At 45.1% G+C, this 22,679-nt stretch carries 18 protein-coding genes; 9 read left to right on the forward strand and 9 right to left on the reverse strand.

Annotated elements, in window-relative coordinates; all coding sequences use genetic code 11:
* The first annotated feature begins 151 nt into the window (after positions 1-151).
* Positions 152-2,443: a cation:proton antiporter gene (locus tag DVY93_RS02515; RefSeq protein WP_230708823.1), complete on the forward strand. Its 2,292-nt coding sequence runs from the start codon at positions 152-154 to the stop codon at positions 2,441-2,443.
* A 108-nt stretch (positions 2,444-2,551) separates the two neighbouring features.
* Here the strand turns inward: DVY93_RS02515 and tmk are convergent, their stop codons facing one another.
* From tmk to DVY93_RS02535, 4 genes are all read right to left on the reverse strand, one after another.
* Complete coding sequence (gene tmk / locus DVY93_RS02520; protein ID WP_230708825.1) at positions 2,552-3,253, reverse strand: dTMP kinase; 702 nt, start codon at positions 3,251-3,253, stop codon at positions 2,552-2,554.
* 88 nt (positions 3,254-3,341) lie between these two features.
* Complete coding sequence (gene mltG, locus DVY93_RS02525; RefSeq protein WP_230708827.1) at positions 3,342-4,598, reverse strand: endolytic transglycosylase MltG; 1,257 nt, start codon at positions 4,596-4,598, stop codon at positions 3,342-3,344.
* Between the two features lie 184 nt (positions 4,599-4,782).
* On the reverse strand, positions 4,783-5,727 hold the full coding sequence (locus DVY93_RS02530) for an aminotransferase class IV (protein ID WP_230708829.1): 945 nt from the start codon (positions 5,725-5,727) through the stop codon (positions 4,783-4,785).
* A 15-nt stretch (positions 5,728-5,742) separates the two neighbouring features.
* On the reverse strand, positions 5,743-6,417 hold the full coding sequence (locus tag DVY93_RS02535; RefSeq protein ID WP_230708831.1) for a hypothetical protein: 675 nt from the start codon (positions 6,415-6,417) through the stop codon (positions 5,743-5,745).
* Between the two features lie 587 nt (positions 6,418-7,004).
* Between DVY93_RS02535 and aroE the strand changes: the two genes are divergently transcribed.
* Complete coding sequence (aroE, locus tag DVY93_RS02540) at positions 7,005-7,865, forward strand: shikimate dehydrogenase (RefSeq protein WP_230708833.1); 861 nt, start codon at positions 7,005-7,007, stop codon at positions 7,863-7,865.
* 96 nt (positions 7,866-7,961) lie between these two features.
* Here aroE and DVY93_RS02545 read toward each other — a convergent pair whose 3' ends face one another.
* Complete coding sequence (locus DVY93_RS02545) at positions 7,962-9,089, reverse strand: FUSC family protein (RefSeq protein WP_193005875.1); 1,128 nt, start codon at positions 9,087-9,089, stop codon at positions 7,962-7,964.
* 398 nt (positions 9,090-9,487) lie between these two features.
* Here DVY93_RS02545 and DVY93_RS02550 point away from each other — a divergent pair, with 398 nt between their 5' ends.
* Both DVY93_RS02550 and DVY93_RS02555 read left to right on the forward strand, forming a co-directional pair.
* Positions 9,488-11,308 carry an acyl-CoA dehydrogenase C-terminal domain-containing protein gene (locus tag DVY93_RS02550; RefSeq protein WP_230708835.1) on the forward strand — a complete coding sequence of 607 codons (1,821 nt, stop codon included), beginning with the start codon at positions 9,488-9,490 and terminating at the stop codon, positions 11,306-11,308.
* A gap of 194 nt (positions 11,309-11,502) precedes the next feature.
* Positions 11,503-11,979 carry a hypothetical protein gene (locus tag DVY93_RS02555; protein ID WP_230708837.1) on the forward strand — a complete coding sequence of 159 codons (477 nt, stop codon included), beginning with the start codon at positions 11,503-11,505 and terminating at the stop codon, positions 11,977-11,979.
* A 37-nt stretch (positions 11,980-12,016) separates the two neighbouring features.
* On the opposite strand, the gene DVY93_RS02560 is transcribed toward DVY93_RS02555, so the two are convergent.
* A complete protein-coding gene (locus DVY93_RS02560) occupies positions 12,017-12,391 on the reverse strand; it encodes a 5-carboxymethyl-2-hydroxymuconate Delta-isomerase (protein ID WP_193005868.1) in 375 nt (124 codons plus the stop codon).
* Between the two features lie 44 nt (positions 12,392-12,435).
* On the reverse strand, positions 12,436-12,924 hold the full coding sequence (gene ybaK / locus DVY93_RS02565; RefSeq protein WP_230708844.1) for a Cys-tRNA(Pro) deacylase: 489 nt from the start codon (positions 12,922-12,924) through the stop codon (positions 12,436-12,438).
* A gap of 247 nt (positions 12,925-13,171) precedes the next feature.
* Here ybaK and plsB point away from each other — a divergent pair, with 247 nt between their 5' ends.
* Positions 13,172-15,931, forward strand: coding sequence for a glycerol-3-phosphate 1-O-acyltransferase PlsB (gene plsB / locus DVY93_RS02570; RefSeq protein WP_230708851.1), 2,760 nt, complete (start codon positions 13,172-13,174; stop codon positions 15,929-15,931).
* 112 nt (positions 15,932-16,043) lie between these two features.
* Here plsB and ettA read toward each other — a convergent pair whose 3' ends face one another.
* On the reverse strand, positions 16,044-17,705 hold the full coding sequence (gene ettA, locus DVY93_RS02575; RefSeq protein ID WP_193005863.1) for an energy-dependent translational throttle protein EttA: 1,662 nt from the start codon (positions 17,703-17,705) through the stop codon (positions 16,044-16,046).
* A gap of 505 nt (positions 17,706-18,210) precedes the next feature.
* Between ettA and DVY93_RS02580 the strand changes: the two genes are divergently transcribed.
* Together DVY93_RS02580 and DVY93_RS02585 are read left to right on the forward strand one after the other, a co-directional pair.
* The gene (locus tag DVY93_RS02580) at positions 18,211-18,504 is read left to right on the forward strand and encodes a GNAT family N-acetyltransferase (protein WP_230708853.1); all 294 of its coding nucleotides are present in this window, start codon (positions 18,211-18,213) and stop codon (positions 18,502-18,504) included.
* A gap of 276 nt (positions 18,505-18,780) precedes the next feature.
* Complete coding sequence (locus tag DVY93_RS02585; protein WP_193005859.1) at positions 18,781-19,074, forward strand: 4a-hydroxytetrahydrobiopterin dehydratase; 294 nt, start codon at positions 18,781-18,783, stop codon at positions 19,072-19,074.
* Positions 19,075-19,224: 150 nt separating this feature from the next.
* On the opposite strand, the gene DVY93_RS02590 is transcribed toward DVY93_RS02585, so the two are convergent.
* Entirely contained in the window at positions 19,225-19,380 is a 156-nt protein-coding gene (locus DVY93_RS02590; RefSeq protein ID WP_193005858.1) for a DUF1328 domain-containing protein, read from the reverse strand.
* 610 nt (positions 19,381-19,990) lie between these two features.
* Here DVY93_RS02590 and DVY93_RS02595 point away from each other — a divergent pair.
* Both DVY93_RS02595 and DVY93_RS02600 read left to right on the forward strand, forming a co-directional pair.
* Positions 19,991-21,292, forward strand: coding sequence for a saccharopine dehydrogenase family protein (locus DVY93_RS02595; RefSeq protein ID WP_230708855.1), 1,302 nt, complete (start codon positions 19,991-19,993; stop codon positions 21,290-21,292).
* A 495-nt stretch (positions 21,293-21,787) separates the two neighbouring features.
* Entirely contained in the window at positions 21,788-22,615 is an 828-nt protein-coding gene (locus DVY93_RS02600) for a hypothetical protein (RefSeq protein ID WP_230708857.1), read from the forward strand.
* The last annotated feature ends 64 nt before the right edge of the window (positions 22,616-22,679 follow it).

Below are 22,679 nucleotides of genomic sequence, written 5' to 3' on the forward strand. Positions count from 1 at the left end.
ATCTAGCGCCTGTTTTATCTCATGACGGCTAGCGTTACTGTAGCTCAAACTTTATAAACAGTACTGGTATCTCATTGATGACACTGCCGGCCCTTTTTATAAAAGCGATTGATAGATATAAAATATGACAAGATTACAAAAGGATTAACTTATGGATACCGCCCTATTATTATCCGGCGTGGTTGGGATTGGCATTGCCGCCCAATGGTTGGCTTGGTATTTAAAGCAACCGTCCATTTTATTTTTATTACTGATTGGCATTATTGTTGGGCCAGTGCTCGGTGTATTCGACCCTGATTTGGTACTGGGGGAGCTGATGTTCCCTTTCATCTCTTTGGGGGTGGCGATTATCTTGTTTGAAGGCTCGCTAACCTTAGAGTTTGACGAGATTAAACAACACGGTACTGTGGTGCAAATGCTGGTATCGGTTGGCGTCCTGATCACCATTGCTATCGTCGCGTTATCGACTTATTTGTTATTCGATGTCGACCCACTGATCGCCTTATTGTTTGGCGCCCTAGTGTGCGTCACTGGTCCGACCGTGATCATGCCGCTACTGCGTAGTGTGCGCCCTAATAAGACGATCTCCAATATCCTAAAGTGGGAAGGGATTATCATTGACCCAATCGGCGCTATCGCGGTGGTATTGGTCTATGAGTATATTATCTCAGGCGGTGAAGCCAGCAGTATCTTACTGTTTGCCAAAATTGTGATACTGGCGACGGCTCTTGGTATGGCTGGTGCTTGGTTACTGGCGTTTTTGATGCGCCGTCATATGATTCCAGAATTTTTGCGTAATGTGTTTACTCTTGCCTTCGTCTTGGTGTTATTTTCTATCTCCAACCATTTAGAGCACGAGTCTGGCCTATTGACCGTGACTGTGCTGGGTGTGGCCTTAGCGAACTGGCCAAAGTTCCCCCGCGAGACGATTTTAGAGTTTAACGAGTCATTAACCATCCTACTGATTTCTGTGCTCTTTATTATTTTGGCCGCCCGTGTGGAGCTGGCAAGTTTATTGAGCGTCGGCTTCGCAGGCTTGGTCCTACTTGCTATCGTGATGTTTGTGGCACGCCCCTTATCGGTGTGGGCATCGGCTATTGGCTCAAACCTCAGGACCAATGAAAAACTGATGATCAGCTGGATTGGACCTCGCGGTATCGTCGCTGCTGCGATTTCATCATTGTTTGCCATTCGCTTGCAAGAGTATGATATCCAAGGGGTTGAGCTACTGGTGCCTTTGGTATTTATGGTGATCATCGGTACGGTGATGATTCAGGGCTTGGGGGCAAAAGTGATCGGCAATTTACTTGGGGTCCGTGAGCCTGAGACCAATGGTATCCTTATCGTTGGGTCAAACCCAATCGCCCTTTTGATCGCCACCTCTTTAAAAGATCAAGGGTTTGACGTCATCGTCGCCCACAATAACTATACCAATATTGCTCGTGCCCGCATGAGTGGTTTGCGTACTTATTTTGGTAACCCCATCTCTGATCATGCAGATCATCATCTTGACCTTATCGGTATTGGTCGTCTGTTTGCCATGAGTATGGATAAAGAGATGAACACCTTGTCTGAGATTCATTACCGTCATGAATTCGGTGAGCGTAAATTATACCGTCTTAAATTCAGTGATGAAAAAGTCAGAAGCGAGCGTGAGGACAAGCAGTCAAACTTCCACTCACAGTGGCTGTTTGGCAAAGACGTCACTTACACCAAGCTTGCCAGCATGCTGTCAAAAAAAGCCCGTATCAAAATTACCAATATCACTGATAGCTACAGCTTTGAGCAATACAAAGCCGACAACAAACAGTTTGTACCGCTTTATACCATCGACAAAGAAGGTAAGCTGCATGTCTTTACCGATAAATTTGATGGTACTGTGCCACGTGATCGCAAGCTTATCTCGTTAGTGGTAGAGGATGAGGTGCAACCAAAGCCAGTAGATGTAACGGCTAAGCAAGAACAAGCCCGTCTGACCGCAGACGCTAACTTTGAGTCCAATTCAAAAGCACCTGAAAAACGCAAAGAAAAGGAGCTGAGCGATGATAGTAATAATGCTATCAAACCAGAGGCACTAGTAGACAGCGAAAAAGACACGACGCCACATGCGGTTAGTGACTCGTCAACTAAACCAAACGACAGCTCGGAGTCTAAATCCCCTAGCGCAGCAAAAGTGGCTAATGACAAAGCGACAGAGCCAAAAGAGGCCTTAACTGATACCGCAAATAAAGGGGTAATGTCAGCCAATGCGACGGCAACGTCAAAGAACAAAACGGCCAATAACAGCAGTACCAATGGCAATGGCAGCGCTCCTAAAAACAAAAAAGGTTCGCTTGACCCAAACCGCCTACCCGACTCTAACCAAGACCATACTGTCAGCTCTGACGTCGATATCACGAAAAATGCTGAGCGTCAAAATACAGACAACAACGTAGACAAGTAATAACTGACAGACCATTAACGACCGTCTAAACGGTAATAAAACGTAAAAGCCCCAACGCGATGTTGGGGCTTTTTCAATGCTTCAGTGATTTTTGAGAGTACATTTCAGTTAGGGAGCCGCTAACTTGTCCTGCACCGTTTGCCACACTCGCGCGCTAACGTCATCAGCAGTGCCTGATGCATCAACACGCTGTATCCGCGCAGGGTACTCAGTAGCAAGGGCACTAAACCCCTTATGTACCCAAGTAAAAAACTCCGTAGCCTGCTGCTCAAATCGATCGGCAGCACCGCGTTTGTTGGCGCGTGCCATCCCCTCTAATACGGGCAAGTCCAACCACAAGGTCAAATCTGGTAACTGCGGCACAAACTGGTTGATAAGTGTGTCAATCTTAGCACGCATCCCATCATCACCATGCGCGCGACCAAAACCTTGATAGGCAATGGTCGAGTCGGTAAACCGATCACATATCACCCATGTACCGCGTTGCAGCGCTGGCTGAACCACTTGCTGCATATGGTCACAGCGCGCCGCAAATAGTAACAATAGCTCTGTATCGTCATTAATATCGGTTGTAGGGTCTAATAATATAGCACGCAACCGCTCCGCAAACGGGCTACCACCTGGCTCACGGGTCCGCTGGTATTCGATACCGCTGTCTTGTAAACGCGCGCACAGCTGCTCAATAGCCGTCGTTTTACCCACGCCTTCGGTACCCTCAAAACTGATAAAGCGCCCGTGATTGGGCGCAGTGTCATTGGTTGATGTAGGCAAGATTGTTTGAGACACACGCTCTTGTACAGATGCTGACATGATATGACCTTATGTCACTCATGAGCATTATATTTATAACACTCATTAAATGATAAATTGCTTAATGAACAGTACGCAAAAAAGTAACTTACTGTGGCGGCGTTTGTGATTTTTTCTCACGCATGACGCTCAAATACTCTTTTACCGCTTGATTGTGCTCAGCCAAGCTACTGGTAAACTTGTGACCGCCCGTACCAGTCGCCACAAAGTATAACGCGTCACTGTCTGCTGGATGCAAAGTCGCTTCGATAGAAGCGGCAGAGGGAAGCGCGATTGGCGTTGGCGGCAAACCATCGATTTGATACGTATTATATGACGTTTTTTCGTCAATGTCTTTACGGCGAATATTGCCATCATAGCGGCTACCCATCCCATAGATAATGGTTGGATCTGTTTGCATACGCATGCCTTTATCCAAGCGATTTTTAAACACCGCAGCGACCAATGGACGCTCTTCCACCACACTGGTTTCTTTTTCGATAATGGACGCCATGATCAGCGCTTCATAAGGCGTCTTATAAGGTAGGTCTGCTGCCCGGTTTTCCCACGCTTCGGTCAGGGTTTGCTGCTGACGTTTATACAAGTCTGTCAGTACCTGCTTATCACTGGTGCCTTCACCGTAATAATAAGTATCAGGCGCAAACCAGCCCTCCAGATTGTGATTGACAATGGGATCGCTACTATTCACCACCGCAGATGGCAGTATACCGACCAAATCTAGCGCTTGGGCAATACTGGTATTATCGCTATCAGCGGTTAGGACTTCTTTTTTGATACCATTATTGTCCCGTAGTGTTTGATACAAATCTTGAGAGGTTTTCCCTTCGATAATCTGCACTTTTACCATCGCTGCTTTTGCGCCCTGCTCTAACACTTGCAGCGCCTCAGCCATGGTGGGGTTTTCTGGTAACTGGTAAATACCTGCATGGAGTGGGGCATCAACTTGTGACTTGATATACAGCTTGGCAACGCTAGCAGAAAACAGCGGAATCTGCTGTTGCCACTGCGGTAGCAAACCATAATAGGTCTGGCCCTTCTCAATGGTGACCATCTGCGCTGGCTGCTCAATACGCCCAAACAATGTTTGATAGACCATCACCAACAAAAACGCGGCAATAAGCCCAAGTACGAGCAACACCTGATAACCACGCTGCATAAAGAACGAGGGGTTGTCCACTTTATACTCACGCGGCTTACCCTCTCCGCTGATGAGCGAGACATCTGTCGCAGGCGCTTCTTTGACTGGCTGTGGGTCCGGTTGCGCGGTGTCGACACGTTCTCCCACAGTGCTATCTTGTTTATTGGGTGGTGACTCATTAGGGCGTTCAGGTGTAGGCTTACTCATGGCAACTCGCGAGGCAGATGTTTGCTAGAATTTAGCACTGAACTGTGCCATTTTCAATGGTATTTGCTTAGCTTATGAACTAACTTGTCGTTGGTGCTTATTTATCTGCCTTAAAACTCATCGCTTTTGTGGGTATTGCTAGCGTGTCTATTTGTCGATAACAAACTTAGTTTTTCGAATAATATTAAATAGGGGCAAAATCCACAATATCACCTGACAATAACCTCAAGCTGCTCATTGGCATGATACCGCGCAGCGCATTGCAAAAGAAAAACTGAGTTACTCTGGGTAAATCCTCATCTTGTAACGACCTTATCACGACGGGCCGTTCAGTATCAGATAAAGCATCAATAATCACCTGCCGCATGACGCCTGCGACACCTGATTGTGCCATAGAAGGCGTATACCACTGACCAGTGGTTAAATAATTAGGAGCGTCTATATCAATCTTAATACTGGGTGTTGGCTCTGACAGTTGATAGAACACATTACTCATCGTGCCCTCAACCCAGTTACCGCTCATATCACGCAGCAGTCCTTCATCAAGACGCGTGACGATGCCAGCCGCTAATGGCTCAGCCTGCATGCGCTGTAACTCACCACTCGCCAGCACATTATCGAGCCGATTGAGACTTTTGAGTCCTGCCAGCGATGATGGCAGGCAGGCAATTTTTGAAGACAGACAAACAGCAGTGCTAGTAGGCTGTACAGGGATGAAGCGCCCATCAGACAGAGGTAGTTGCTTACCAGTATTAAGAGTCATTGCGAAGGTTTTTAGCCACGCCTCACAAGCGCTCCCAGAGGTGCTGGGCGTATAGCCATAACCTTGAACGTCTTGCACGGCACGAGTCACCACAAGCTTGAGCATGCCCTGCGCCAATTGCTGAGCATGGCCTTGTAAGGTGGTCAGTAGTGAGTGGCTGTCTAGTTTGAGTTGCAAGGCTTTAGCATGGGAAATAAGGCGCTGATGATGATAGTCTGACCACAGTATTCGCCCATCAATGACGCCCATGGTCGTAAAAAAACCATCACCATATGCCAAACCACGATTGTCCGGTGACATGGTGGCCACCGAGGCCTCTGTCATATCGTCTGACGCAGGTAAACGTAGCCAATTATTAGACGGCATGACAGCTACCACACATTAGTTATTGTCTGTTTGGGCGGCAGATTTATTGATGACCAACATACAGCTATAAAACTCGCATTTTGCCAGCTCTATTTTTTGTCCACCGACCATTTTATTTTTGACGATTTGACCGTTGAGCATGTCAGCAATCAATGTACCACCCTCCTCGCCCATCAGCTGCCGCGCAAGTTTATAAGCTTTTTTGGCATGATTTTGACTCAGCTCTTTTTCTTTATCAGAGTCGGTAGGATTGGCATAATACCAGCCAAGTTCAAGATATTTCTCAGAGTCGATAATGTCTAAATAAGGCGCATCCGTGTTCATAAAACGGTATTTGGTTGCTGGGTTGCTGGCATAGTCTAAGCTGTTTTCATCGGTGCTGATCACTTTACCAAAAGTCGATCTGATACTGTCTAAATCGTCCACATTAACTGACTCTACGTTATCAGTATGCCATGCCGAGACATCGTATCTGACTGGTGTGCCTTGCTGAGCCGTCGCACCATCTAAGTCAGCCTTGGTCGGCGTGCTAGCCGGTACGGCCGTATCAGCAGCATCTGTCTGTTCACTGGTTTGCGCGTTAGCGTCTTGATTTTGGGCATCACCTTGGCTACTATCACAGCCACTGATCGACACACCAACGGCCATTATCGTACCGACCAGAAGCGTCTGTAGGGTATTATTCCACATGGACAATTTACTCACATTTTCAGATTGGTCTCAAAATATTATTAACGAGCTGACAGATAGATGCCGCGGTTAATAAAGACTGTTTTTATTAATAAGCTTGCTTATCACTGAGCACGTTATCCCTCAGTTTTTATCATTTAGCCACCGTTAGTAGCCTATTGATACAAAAATGACATACCAATTTCATGCTCCCTAGGGCGTGTCCACATTTTAAAAATGGTGATAAAAATAAGATAAATTGCCGTCAAACAAGAAAAATAGGGCAGATAATATCGAGATATTAACCAACTATTTGCCGCTATTTGGCAAAATTTAGCTATTTTTAGTCCATTTAGAGGATAATCGATTGAACTGAGGACACGCCCTAGTGTACCCAACTGCTTAACACTTGACTACCCTTTACGTTACGCGTACCACTCCCAGAGAGGACAAATTTGTTAAAGTTCTAACGTGAAAAACGCTCGCCTGCGTTAACTATTTATTCATTAAGCTGCGTTTGTTAAATGTGGCAGTATCCCTTATGATGAATGCGCTTTGACCCCTCTTTTAAGCATGATTTTTTGCCTTTTACCGCCAATGGACCATTTATGACTCAGCATTTTATCGTTATTGGCAATCCGATTGCCCACAGTAAATCTCCTGAAATCCATACGCGATTCGCCGAGCAAACGGGCATTGATATTAGCTATCAACGTCAGTATTGCCCCGTTGATGCTGCCAGCTTTACCGCGGTGATTGAGGCGTTTTTTCATGGTGGCGGCATCGGAGCCAACGTTACCGTACCGTTCAAGCAAGTGGCTTATGACTGCTGCCTAGCGCGCGGCGGTTTATCAGAGCATGCCAAGGTTGCCGGTGCGGTCAATACGCTATTGTTAAATAAAACGTTGCGGGAGAACGGCACACCGATAGCAGAGGCCATCTATGGTGATAACACCGACGGTCAAGGATTGGTCAATCACATCATGAGTTTGAACTGGCCGCTCGCGGGCGCGCGCGTTGCACTCATTGGCGCAGGCGGAGCAGCCCGTGGTGTGGTACTGCCACTGATAGAAGCGGGGATTGCATCACTTACCATCGCTAATCGCACCCTAAGCAAGGCGACGGATTTGGTCCATGAGCTGAGTGCCGCCAGTCCTACTATTGATAAGCAACAGATTGACACTTGTCGCACGGCTGAATTAAACGGACAATTTGATATCATCATCAATGCCACGTCTATTGGCTTATCAGGTGATACGCTACCCCTTAGCGAAGCACTCAACTGTCACTATGCTTACGATATGATGTATGGTCGCCCGCTGCCGTTTTTACAGCGTTTTAGCGCCCGTGGCGCGCAGGTATCCGACGGCTATGGCATGCTTATCGGACAAGCCGCATTAAGTTTTGAGCGCTGGACAGGTCAGCACATTGATGTGGCGAAAGTCACTCAGACTTTGCTCAATCATTAATGAAAAGCGTGCATGAAAAAGACGCATAACTCTGGTTTATACGCCTTTCACTATTCATTACTATTTACTCACAACACTTTATTTAAAGGGCGTCATTTACCCAAAACGAGCCAGCAGCCAGTTTTCCATACGTCGTAGCGGCACTCGTAAATTGGTTGAATGCATCACTACGCCACCACCCAGACCGACTAAGCAACCAATCAACGTATCAAACAAGCGCGCAAGAATTACTGTCTGATAGGCTTGCTCAGACAGTGGTAAACCACTGCCATATTCAGCGATAAATATCGTCAACGGCGTGATAAATATCACTGCCAGTCCATAATGTCGATCGACCAAGGATTCAATACAGAGCATCATCGTCAGGATTGACAGTGCCACTCCCCATATCGATAGCCCCCAAGATAACATCCAGCCCGCCAGACTCACGCCCACGATCGTTCCTAGTAAGCGATGAATTTGTTTGATCCACATGGTACGCAAATGAATACCTTGAATAATAAGAAAGCAGCTGACCGCCGCCCAATAGGGATTAGTCAAATTGAGGCCTAATGCTATGAGCAGGGCTAAACTGACAAAACCCGCCACGATAACACTCTCAGTGATCGTGTCCGGCTCGTAGCTATAAGTGGGCGTAGGAGTTGATGGGCGCGTCGCTAATAGAAACAAGGAATACGCGAGCGCCATGACGAGCGCGAAACCACTACCCAGCATCACCAAACCTATGGCTGGCATAATGTCCTCTAAAGGCAATGATATAAATAACGCAATAGCCCCAGCCATCATCACAAACAATCCTGCTGGCGGCGGCTGTCGATAATAACGCCCAAAAATCACGATACCAAAAGCCATCAAGGTAAATATTGGCAATTTTAATAAAGGAGCTTGCTGGGCAATCAAACCCAGCGCAAAGCACAGCGACATAGCAAACCCCCACGCCATCACCGTGACCAATCGATAGGACAGCTTACCCGCTAATGGGGTATTTAAAATCACCATCGCACCCAAAGACGCCTTAATGCCTGATGGCAAAGCGCCAAAATAAGCGCCCACAAACACAGGAAAGCTAATGGCGATCGTCGCGATGATCGGCATATGCCAAGGTCTTTTGCTACGATTCACTGTCAACAGATGGGTCAGCTCACCATCCAGTAAAATTTTTATGCGAGCCAATAACTTTGTCAGCCAAGATGCTCGCTTTGTCTTGCGCGTTGATGCGCTCATGGTTGGCCCTCCTTATTACTATAAATGCGCTTAAACGGGATTTTTTATACGCGAATATTGACGATAAATCCGCGCTTAATCAGCAGCACTAATGAAAATTTAACTTACCATGGAATACTTAAAGTTTTAATTATATATATAAATCATGAATATTAGTTATTAGTTATATATTTGTCGCTATAGAAGACTTATACTGACCTTAACGCCTGAACAGCTGTTTTTTATCAAGGACGCCTTAACGGCCATCAAAATGGACACGCTGTTTTTCATATAGCTGAGTGACGACCAGTACTATTGACCCCCTTTACCCCAACTCATTAAATAACCGTTTATGTAAACCGTGGCTCCATTGTGACGAGCCAACAGGCTACGATAGCGAATAACTAAAGAGAGCGACTATGTTAACTTACAAAGCCCCTTTGCGTGATATCAAGTTTTTGATTAATGATGTTTTTGACTTTCAAACTCATTATAAAGATTTGGACAACGGCGAAAACGCCGATCCTGAAACGATCGATATGATTTTACAAGGCATGGCAGATTTTGCCGAAAACGTCCTTGCCCCTATCTATCAGTCAGCTGATGAAGAAGGCTGTCATTTTGACAATGGTGAAGTGACCACGCCAAAAGGTTTTAAAGAAGCTTATAACCAGTTTGTCGAAGGCGGCTGGCAAGGTATCTCCTACCCTGAGGAATACGGTGGTATGAATTTGCCAACCTCAATCAACCTCATCAAAGCTGAGATGATTGGTACGGCTAATTGGCCGTGGGCGATGTACACAGGTTTATCAACCGGTTGTATCAACACCCTACTCCAGTACGGTACGGACGAGCAAAAAGAGCTTTACTTACCTAAATTGGTCGAAGGTTCTTGGGCCGGCACCATGTGCTTGACTGAACCGCAGTGTGGTACCGACTTAGGACAGGTCAAATCAAAAGCCATCCCACAAGATGATGGCACGTATAAAATTAGCGGTACCAAAATTTTCATCTCAAGCGGTGAGCATGACCTAACAGACAATATCATTCATATCGTCTTAGCCCGCCTGCCAAATGCACCAGAAGGCACACGTGGTATCTCGCTGTTCATCGTACCAAAATTCACCCCAAATGCTGAGGGTGAATCTGGCGAGCGTAATGCGGTAGTCTGTGGTTCAATCGAACACAAAATGGGTATCAGCTCATCTTCTACCTGTGTGTTGAACTTTGATGGTGCCACAGGTTACTTGATTGGTGAGCCGCACAAGGGTCTAAAAGCCATGTTCACTTTTATGAACACGGCCCGTATCGGGACTGGTATCCAAGGACTGGCGCACACTGAGTTGTCTTTCCAAAACGCGCTACCATATGCAAAAGAGCGCCGCTCGATGCGTGCTTTATCAGGCACTAAAGACCCTGAAAAAGTGGCTGATGCCATCATTCATCATGCGGACGTACGCCGTATGCTATTGACGCAAAAAGCCTTTGCGGAAGGTGGCCGCTCAATGATTTATCATTCAGCGCGCTATGCAGATAAAATGGCACAAGGCATCGCAAACGGTAATGATGAAGAGTTCGAAAAATGGGATGATAAACTGGGATTCTACACCCCTATTTTAAAAGGTTTCTTAACCGAACTGGGCATCGAAGCTGCCAAACATGGTCAGCAAATCTATGGTGGCCATGGCTATATCAAAGAATGGGGTATGGAGCTCATCGCTCGTGATGCTCGTATTGCCACTCTATACGAAGGTACGACTGGCGTACAAGCGCTTGATTTGTTAGGTCGTAAAGTGATCTTGCAGTCTAAGGGTAAAATCATCCGCGATTACACCTCAAGCATCATGAAGTGGTGTGGCGAGTATGCCCTTGATAAAGACATGCGTAAATTCGTTTGGGCCCTAACCAAGCTGTGTGCTGAGTGGAACACTCTAACCGTACGTTTGATGCTCATGGCACGTAAAGACCGTGAAATCATCTCTGCTGCCTCAGACGATTTCTTGATGTACTCAGGCTATGTGATGATGGGGTATCATTGGGCACGTATGGCCGCTGTCGCTTATGAAAAGCTAAAAAATGGCGGAACAGAAGCACCAGAATTCTACCAAGCGAAAATCCAAACGGCCGAATTTTACTTTGATAAGCTGTTACCACGTACTTCCGGTCATGCCGAAGCCATGGTGGCACCAAGCGAAAGCATGACATCAATGGAAATTGACCACTTCTCTTTCCTCGATTAGAATTTGGGCTAAGTGTAAATCACACCTAGTCGATCATTGTTAAAAAAGTAGCTGTCATAAAAAGTGCCTGTCATAAAAAAGTGCCTATCATTTAGGCACTTTTTTATGCTTAACTAAATATCATGCAACTCAAATTAAGAGTCCTAATAGGTAGTAGGCAATGAATAACGAATAAAAAATCACAGGAGTCAATCATGTTACCCATAAAACATCAGACCGCTTCGCTAGCCAAGCACTGTGGACGAGCCCTACTGCTTAGTACCGCGCTTGTCAGTATGGCTACCAATAGCGCGACTGCGAAAAGTAGCGACACCCCCATTCACTTTGCCAAAGGCGCGGTGAGTAGTACGACTACTGGGAAGTTAGCTTCTAGTGAAAAAGAGCACTGGTACCGTTTTCAGGCCGAAGATGGGCAATACGCCGTGGTCAACATTGCCCCACTAGCAGGCACGCCTGAGACCGCGAATGTTGGTGTGCTATATATGCCAAATGGCACTTATGATGGCAGCAAAGGCGGTATTGTTTATCAAGACTGTTTACCGGGTACGGGGGAGTACCGATTACGTGTCGCGCGCAATTTGATGGCAACCCATAGTAAAACCGCAGGCTACAAAGTAGAAGTGGTAATATTACCAAAGTATGCCAGTAAGCCACTGTGCGAGCACTCATAGTTTGTCATGACTAGAGAGGTTAAAGAGACCAGTGTCTTTAACGACCAAGCATTTTTTTATGATAAACCGCACTGATCTCTTCAACCTCTACACATATCTGTAACGCCGCTCGCCCTGACTGCTCTGCGTTTAGTATTTCCTCTATGGTTGACATCAATAGTTCAGCCAACTGATTACGCGTCTCCAAAGTACGACCTGTCATGATTTTTAAGTGCGCATAGATAAAGCCGTTGGTTTGTTCGTCATCTTCTGTACCCACTAAAAACGTCTCAATGGGTACGATGCGTGCTTTGATATCGGTCTGCTGACCAAAATGGCCACTGTCCCACAGCACCTTGTTCAAAGATTTGAGGAAGGCTTCTTCGTGTGAAATACTGACATTAGGCGTCGCTTGAATGGTTAAATGTGGCATAAGTGTGTCCTTGTAACATATGATTGAGGGAACGATCAGGCGGTTTAGTCATCAGTAATCGCATCGAAGCAAGCCGCCAATGTTTCTGCTAATTGGGCAGGTGGCAGCTCAATCTCCAGACCACGGCGACCGCCACTCACATAAATCGTTGGCTGAGCTTGTGCTGAACGATCTATCACAGTTTTTAAGCGCTTTTTTTGTCCTAACGGGCTGACACCGCCCAGCACATAGCCAGTACTACGCGCTACTTGCTTGGGATCTGCCATTTGAACTTTTTTGCAGGATAGCAATTTATTAGCAGATAAGGCTTTGGCCATTTTCTTAAAGTTGAGCGTTTTATCGACTGGTAATATTGCCACAGCGAGCGCGCCTGTGTCTGTCGATATGACCAAGGTCTTAAACACTTGGGTCACATCCACCCCTAGCTTTTCAGCGGCTTCTAGTCCAAAAGAGGGGGCATTACTGTCATGAGTGTATTCGTGCACTTGATAATCAAGTCCACGTTGTTTGGCAAGATCGATGGCTGGAGTCATAATATTTTAGCTTCATTCAGTGACGTTAATGAGTAAGTAGACCTACAGTTTAGCGTATTTTGTGCCAATATATTATTACGCTTAGCCCTTGAATACTCAAATAATTGCGTGCGCCTCAAAGGGCTCGATGTCGTGTGTGCTCACGAGACCCTATGAATATTAGCAGTATATACAGACACTATATATCGCTTTGATGGCTTTTATGGCATCATAAGCGCAACATATTTGACTATTTTTGATACTGATTATGATACCGAAGTTTCTAAAAAAACGGATTTTTAAAGCGCCAGTCGTCACTGATAACCCTTCTCCAACTGACGTCAATCCAAGCGTACCCACGCCTTATGCTAACGCCCCGATCAATCAGCTGTATCGTAAGCTATCAGGTCAGCTGCTTGACGTTGCTGTCAAACCTAAGCTTTTAGGGGAGTTGCCTGAATTCGATGCTGACGATCAGACACTAAGATTTTATGTGTTGCAAGATTACTCACGCTCCAACAGTATTTTGATTGATTTGCAGACGCAAGAGCACAACTTACCACCAGCGTTGGTGGGCGTAAATGATGCTGCCCACAATATCAAAGAAAATGCGGCCATCATATTTTTAAACCACCCAAGTGCCAAAGACAGTCAATTATCACCGCGCCTTGGCCGTTTGGTGTCAGCGGTCTTACAATACCCAGAGCTAAAGGTTCGGTTGGTGCCAGTGTCCATTTTATGGGGACGCGCACCAGAGAAAGAAGATTCTTTATTCAAACTGCTGACCGCTGATAATTGGGAAGACCCAAGTATCACTAAGCAACTGTTTAATATTGGGGTGATGGGGCGTGATACCTTTGTCCAATTCCACCCACCACAAGATTTGCGCACCCTTATTACGGATCATCTTCAAGAAAACCCAGAGAACGCTGCTGCTTTTGAATCAGGAGCCATTGATTCAGCAAACACCGACTCAAAAAACACGGAAAATGATACTAAAAATAAAGCCGACGTCGTGCCAAATTATGCATTGGTAGCAGCAGCTGATGGCAATCGTGAGCTGGTACGCATGTTACAGCAGCATCTCACGACTTATTTAGACAAGCAGCGTGCGAGTATGCTCGGCCCTGATTTGTCAGATCGCCGCAACTTGGTAGACAAATTGGTGTACTCGCCAGCGATCAAACACGCGATTGAGACTGAAGCCGCAGAAACGGGCACCAGTGTGCGTGAGGCTCGTGTCTTGGCGAAAGGTTATGCCAATGAGATGGTCAATGATTACTCACACTCTATCATTCGCGGTTTTTATAAGTTTTTAACGTGGTTATGGACACAATTATACGATGGCGTAGAAGTCCATCATTTCGAGCGTGTGCGCGATCTTGCCACGGACTATGAGCTGGTTTATGTTCCGTGCCATCGTAGCCACGTTGACTATTTATTGTTGTCTTACGTCATCTACAAGCGAGGGCTAAGCATTCCTTATGTCGCAGCCGGTGACAACTTAGACGTGCCAGTATTAGGCCCTCTATTACGCGGTGCAGTGGCCTTTTATATTCGCCGCAGCTTCCGTGGTAATGCGCTTTATACAGCGGTGTTGCGCGAGTACATGCACACCCTTATCACTCGCAACACGCCCATTGAGTACTTTATTGAAGGCGGTCGCTCGCGTTCGGGCCGCCTGCTGCCACCGAAGATGGGGATGCTGGCGATGACCGTCCACAGTCAATTGCGCCAGTCCAATAAGCCCGTGGTCTTCATCCCAACGTACATTGGTTATGAGCGCATTATGGAAGGCGGTACTTATATTGGTGAGCTAAAAGGTAAGCCGAAAGAGTCAGAGTCTTTGATGGGACTGCTCAAAGTTGGTCGTAAAATTGAGCGTATCTTTGGTAATGTACACTTGAGCTTTGGTACGCCACTGTACCTCAGTGACTTTATGCAAAAGTTCGATGTACCAGCCAATAGCCTACCTGCCGATCGTACTGATACCCCACTGGACGATAAAGCCAGTGCGATGGTCGATAATATTGGCGTAAAAGTCATGCAGCACATCAATAAAGCCGCGGTGGTCACGCCAGTGTCGTTATTGTCATTAGTACTGCTATCCGCACCCAAAGCCGCGTTAGATGAAAATAGTTGCCGCGAGCAAATCGCACTTTATCAAGGTCTTGCTCAGCAGCTGGCCTATTCAGATGACACTGTCATCACTGATATGACTCCGCAGCAAATCATTGATTATGGCATTAAATTAAAACTCATCGAACGTACGCCGCACATCTTAGGCGACATCATTCAGGTTGCGGGCAAACAGGCGGCACTCCTTAGCTACTTCCGTAATAATATCCTGCATGTCTTCATCTTACTGTCTTTCTTAGCAGCTTTAGTTGCGCGTAATGGCCGCATAGAGCGCAGCCGCCTAAACAGTATTACTGAGCAATTGTATCCCTTCTTACAAAGCGAGCTATTCTTATATTATCCAGCGCATGGCTTAGCCGAAACCCTCAACAAAAAAGTCGATAGTCTGCTCTCTCATGGACTGATTGTAGAATTGGGTGATGGCGTACTCAGCGCTCCTGAGTCAAACAGCAAGTGCTATCAGCAGCTGCAAGTACTGGCGACCCCAGTGGGACAGAGTCTTGAGCGTTACTTTATGACCCTTGCCCTACTCGCGCAGCAAGGCTCAGGCAATTTGACCGAAAACGAAGTCGTTGACTTGTGTCATCTGCTTGGTCAGCGCTTGTCTGTGCTCTATGCGGACGATATTCCTGACTTCTTCGACCGTGCTTTATTTACCAGCTTCATCAGTGCCTTGACTCGTCTCAATTACTTGCAAAAAGATGATGAGACTGGCGTGTTAACCTTTGATCACCGTATTAACGACATTGCTCATCATGCCAAGTACGTACTGACGCCTGATATGATGCAAATTTTGCAGCAAGTGGCAAGCTTAGATGAGACTGAAATCACTCATGCTATCACTGAGATTAAGAATAAAAAACAGCGAAAATTTGGACGTAAGCGTTAATTGATAAAGTGCTAGTCCGTGATATTAAGCATAAAAAAAGACCTCTAATCGTTAGAGGTCTTTTTTTATTGTGTCAGATTAAAGCTTTCATTTAAGCTTTTAAGCCAACACTCTAGTTAGAAATCTTTTTGTACTTCATGCGCTTAGGACTGGCATCATCACCCATGGTTTTTTTGCGATAGGCTTCAAACTCAGTATAGTTGCCATCGAACCACACGGGACCCTCTTCTTCAAATGCCAAGATATGGGTTGCAATACGGTCAAGGAACCAGCGATCATGCGATACGACCATTACTGTACCGGGGAATACTTGAATCGCATCCTCTAGCGCACGTAAGGTTTCGATATCCAAATCGTTTGATGGTTCATCAAGAAGCAAGACGTTTGCCCCCTGCTTTAGCGTCTTCGCCAACTGCAGACGGTTACGCTCACCACCTGATAGTTGTCCAACGTGTTTTTGCTGGTCTGAACCTTTGAAGTTAAAGCGGCCGATATACGCACGGCTTGGCGTGGTGTAGTCGCCAACGGTAATGATATCAAGGCCGTCAGACACTTCTTCCCACACGGTTTTATTATCATCTAAGTGATCACGTACCTGACCAACATAGGCAACTTTGACACTTTCGCCCAAGTCGACCGAGCCGGTATCTGGGGTATCGCGCTCAGTGATCATGTTAAACAGTGTGGTTTTACCCGCACCATTTGGTCCGATAATACCAACGATAGCGCCAGCTGGCACGTTAAAGCTTAGGTTTTCATATAGTAAGCGGTCGCCAAATGATTTGGAGATGTCGTTTACTTCAATGACTTTATTACCTAGACGTGGGCCAGGTGGAATATAGATCTCAGAGGTCTCATTACGTTTTTGGAACTCTTGTGAGTTTAACTCTTCAAAACGCTGTACACGAGATTTGGATTTCGCCTGTTGGCCTTTTTGATTTTTACGAATCCATTCAAGCTCTTTTTTCAGGGCTTTAGCAAAAGATTCTTCTTGCTTATTCTGCTGCTCAAGTCGGTTGTTCTTTTGCTCTAGCCACTCAGTATAGTTGCCTTCATACGGATAGCCATGGCCACGGTCAAGCTCCAAGATCCACTGAGCGACATTGTCTAAGAAATAGCGATCATGGGTAATAGCCACGATGGTGCCGCTATAGTTTTGCAAGAACTGCTCAAGCCATGCGACAGACTCGGCGTCCAAATGGTTGGTCGGCTCGTCCAGTAATAACATGTCAGGGCGTGACAATAACAAGCGGCATAGTGCCACTCGGCGTTTTTCACCACCTGATAGTTTGCTGACATCCGCATCCCATGGTGGCAGACGTAGCGCCTCAGCGGCTTTTTCTAGCTGCGTATTTAAATTATGCGCGTCCCACGATTGGATGATGTCTTCCATCTTGCCTTGCTCTTCTGCAAGCTTATCAAAGTCAGCATCAGGTTCAGCATATTCTGCATAAATGGCATCAAGACGTGCTAGCGCATCTAATGCTTCGCGCATGCCGTCTTCGACATTACCGCGCACATCTTTGCTGTCGTCAAGCTGCGGTTCCTGTGGCAAATAGCCAACTTTGGTGCCTGCTTGCGCGCGCGCTTCACCGCTAAACTCAGTATCGACGCCAGCCATGATACGTAGCAACGTTGATTTACCTGAACCATTGATACCTAAAACACCAATTTTGGCACCAGGAAAAAATGATAGGTTGATATTTTTTAAGATTTCACGCTTAGGGGGAACAAGTTTTGACACGTTGTTCATCGTGTAAATATATTGAGCCATTAACACTCCGATAGACTGCATAGAAGAGAACAGCAAATGCAACTTAGCGATGCTGCTAAGCGTGCCGTACCTCAAAATCAGGGTTACAAATTATCAGTCATTATCGCATTGTGGCGCATACCCTGCAAGCTGACAGTTGCTTTACTCTATGTTTTGCTCATTTTGTCATAGAGCCGCTTATTTTTTCTATTCAAGCTACCTGTTTTATTAACGCTATCTGACATCTAGGGCTAAACTATTAAACGGAATATTTTGATACACGGCTGTTTTTTAACGACCACAAAAATAGCGCTAAAATTTTGCCAATGTAGTCAATAGACATTAAGAATCTTAACAGTTGCCCTATCTACTCTTACGCTAAGCGCCTAGATCGTTGGCTACTGATACGCCATACTGGCCGTACTACCTAGCGTACCCTGACGATATCGCAATTGTCATAAAATGTCATGGTCGACTAAATAAACGATAAAAATTCGATAATAATAACCAATAACGGAGTGCCCTTATGAGCAGCCACATTTCTAAATCAAATCTAAATATTATTCACAATCAACCCGCAAAGCGTTTTGAGACCTCTATTGAGGGTCAGACTGGTTATATCAGCTATCAAGACCGTGATGGCAAACTGGTATACGATCACACGATCGTGCCACAACAACTTGGAGGCCGCGGGGTCGGTTCAGCTTTGGTCAAACATGCACTAGACTATGCACAGGAGCAAGACAAAAAGGTGATACCGCAATGCTCTTTTGTCTCTTCATATATCCATAAGCATCCTGAGTATCAGAATTTGCTGTAGCGCCTGATTACCTTATAAGCGTCTATTGAGTGATTGATACCCTAGGGGTTGATTGAAGTGTAAGCACTAATACGACATTGCTCTCCTATAAGTTGGCTTTCTATCCATGTGTATATTTATTCTTACACCTATGGCAAGATAGCACTATAGGCGGGCCTTCTTTTATGCGTTGCTCATGACAACAGCGGTGATTGTATTTGATAGCGCTAACACCGTTGATTTTCACCCCATATAATTTTAATAAACCAATCCACCATAACAATAAAGGTTATTAACATGAGTAGTTTATCTGACAAACAAATCAATCTGCAGTTAGAAGATCTAGCAGGATGGCAGCGTGATGGTAACAGCATCGTCAAAAGCTATCATTTTAGCGACTTTATTGAAGCCATGAGCTTTATGAACCAAGCGGCCTTTCACGCTGAAGCACTTGAACATCATCCTGAGTGGCAAAACACTTATAACGTGGTAAATGTACGACTGACCACGCACGATACAGGTGGCATTACCAGTTTGGATATTCGATTAGCGAAACGTATGGAGTACATTATCCAGCCCAAACGCTTATAGTGACGCGTTTAGACGGTTTATTTGCAACTTCCACAACTGTTTCAAAACCTGCTCTAGTAAAAAAACCTGTTCCAATAAAAACTGCCCCAATAAAAAAGTCCTCAAATCAAATTGAGGACTTTTTGTTTTCTAAAAATATGTGCTCTGCCCTTACATCTTGCGACTTACAAACGCTACGATGAATAGGATGACGGCAACTGCCAATAAGATATAAGCCAAGTTAGCAGATAAGCCAGCGACGCCGCCGAAACCTAACAAACTTGCTAATAATGCGATTACGGCAAAAATAATAGCCCAGCGAAACATAATATTCTCCTCAAATTATTGTTAAAAAACCAGATGGATAAGCTTACACAGCAAATTTTAATCAAAATACGCGACTCAAATCATGCCTAGTAGACACTTACTACTGTCAGCTATTTTAATCCCTCTAATATCTATTAATACATCTACTAATACTTTTGATTAATACCGTCAATTTTTGTTTTTTTAATACTCGTTACGACTGCTTACGTCCATAGATTAGCAATGTTTATCTTCAGAAAACGTTCATTTTAGTAATAATGTCGGTGGGTTATGTAAAGTTTGTAGCAAACCTTAATATTTACCAGCTTATCTCGCTCTTTATAGCGCTTGTGTGTAGAGATGGTTAGCTCCTACTGAATAATTGTCACCTCTACCCTATAATCTGCTATAAATGTTGCTAGTCAGTTATGCCTGATACTGCTTAAGGACGTTACTTGCAGACGTTACTGACAGAAAGTCTCTGAAACTATGAAGGCAAATCAAAACCAAGCTGATAATGGCAATAGACCGAATAGATAAAGGTTTAAACCCCATGAGTATCTTAGCTCACGACTTAATTATCTATTCAAACACTTGCCATTAAAATACTTAATAAAGAAGGATGATAAATATGGATAACAATACGGACAGCTCAAAAAATATGGCAAAGGACAATATGGCAAAGAGCAATGATAAAAACCGTCCTTACGCAGTCGTGTTATATGGTGCGACAAGTTTTGTGGGTAAGATCACGGCGCATTATTTAACAGAATTTTTATCGAATGCTAAAGATAAGAGTGGTGCAAACGTTACTTGGGCGATCGCTGGTCGCGATGAGGAAAAACTGAATGAGTTACAGTCCAAGCTCGCCAGCAAAGTAGACATTATTATTGCCAACAGTAATGATGAAGCCAGCCTTGATGATATGACCAAGCAATCTCAAGTCATCATCTCTACCGTCGGTCCTTATCTCAAATATGGTGAGCCTTTAATCAAATCTTGTGCGGCCAATGGCACAGATTATGTCGACCTCACAGGCGAAGCTATTTTTATCAAAGACATGATGGACAAATATCAAGATATCGCTAAGCAAAGCGGCGCTCGTATTGTCAACTCGTGTGGCTTTGACTCTATTCCCTCAGACTTAGGTGTCTACTTTACTCAAACCCACGCAGAAGAGACTTTTGGTGAGACCTGTGATGTGATTCACATGCGCGTAAAAGCAGCAAAAGGCGGCCTGTCTGGCGGTACCATCGCATCGATGGCCACTATCTTTGAAGAAGTGGGAGAGGATAAATCACGTCGTAAGCAAGTGGCAAACCCTTATCTTCTGAACGATGATAAAGACGCCCCAAATGTGCGCCAAGACAATGTCAGCAAACCAGAATATGATAGCGAGCATAAACGCTGGTTGGCCCCTTTTGTCATGGCAAGCATCAACACCCGTATCGTACATCGCACCAACCAATTGCTTGACTACGAATATGGCCGTAACTTTAAGTATGATGAAGCGATGTGGATGAAAGATGGGGTAAAAGGTCAACTATCAAGCTACGCAATGAGCGCAGGCTTATTTGGCTTTGCCACAGCGATGATGATCAAACCAAGCCGTGAATTATTGTCTAAGCATGTACTACCCAAATCAGGCTCTGGACCATCGAAAGAAGAGCAAGAAAACGGCTATTTTGATATTCGCCTCTTTGGGCAAACCGCCAATAACGAAACCATTCATACCAAAGTCACTGGGGACAAAGATCCTGGTTATGGTAGTACCTCACGCATGCTGGCACAAGCGGCGTTATGTTTGGCACAAGATGTCAGCAAAAATGATGTGGGTGGTGGTTTCTGGACGCCAGCTTCCGCAATGGGCGACAAGCTTTTAACCCGTTTAAAAGCGCATTCAGGTCTTAGCTTTGAAGTGGTTGATGAATAGAAGTTTCTAAATCATGACGCCGTATATTTTAATATTTATCCTTTTAATGACCGTATCTTGCTTACAAGATGCGGTTTTTTATTAAGAAGATTTTTGGTTTTCTACGTCTGATGTTAACAAATAATAATAACGTACTTTTTTGGTGAATGATGTTGCCCGTTTTCGATTTTTTAATACATTATGCTACACATTCCTAGCCTAATGTCACAGCCATATTGCAGCGAGTGCAGTAGGATTAAACAGGTTATGGCATTATTTTTACATCGTTACGTTGAACATCTTATTTTTGGTGAGTATATCTATTCTGCAAAAGGTAGAGTCACCCTCCAAAAGTAAGCGTCTAAAAATAACCCACCGACTTTGTATCAATCAATGCCAATAAAATACGCCTGATAAAAACATACTTTAAAACAACCAGCACTGTGTCAACTGAGCTGGTCGTCCTTGTAAAATTCGACAATCGGAAAATTCATTTATCATTGAGAGGAAACTATTATGAAACTTAACCTATTAACAGCTGCAATAATGACCTCAGGTCTTGCTATGTTTGCCAGCTCAGCCAATGCAGCTATGACCACTGATGGCCATGGTAATGTCGGTTATGACACCTATGAAGAGTGCGTCACAGCCGTCAAAGACGGTTCAGCCAAATTTTATACACCTTACACCTATCAAAACCCTAAACTACAAGCGGGTGAAGCCACCATCAAAAAAATGCGCTTGTCAGAAGTAACCATTCCTCAGCGGGTGGTTGATAACAACAGCTTGCGTACAAGCGACTACTCGGCAGGAGCGTGTGACTTGGGCGTTGGTCAATCAAACGGTCGTTATGGGGTTTCAGGGGCCTTAGTGGGTACATATGTCCCTATCGCAGCCGACATGCCAGTCAACGTTTATATGGATGCCGCTGGCAACCCAGTACGTCTAAGCATGCAGCAATGCGACAACCACTTTGGCAGTAAATTCCCCACACCAGTGGTCAGTGAAGTCAAAGCTCCAGAAGCCCAAATTGCTGTCACCGAAGTACGGACTGTAGAGCCTGTTGTCATCGAGACCACTCGGGTCATTCGTCCGGCTAAGTATAGTGTTAAAGAAGTCATCATTGCCCCAGAAGATCAGATACAACGTGTCAATACCACGCAAGGCACTGCCGTCGCTGTTGAAGGCGTAAATCGTACTGTTATCGTTGGTGAAGAAGCCGAGGCAGGCATCCTTGATAACACCGAAGTGGATCAAACTTTCCCAGTTATTCGTGTTCCGGATACCGATACCCAACAACGTGTGGTTGATCCAAACACTGGTAAATATATTATTGTTGAATAAATATTTAACAATAAGTTTAGTTTGAGTTTATGCAGATTAAGACAGCAATCGTTGCATAACGACA

Origin of the sequence: Psychrobacter sp. CCUG 69069 (assembly GCF_021023115.1) — a bacterium.
Lineage (GTDB): Bacteria > Pseudomonadota > Gammaproteobacteria > Pseudomonadales > Moraxellaceae > Psychrobacter > Psychrobacter namhaensis.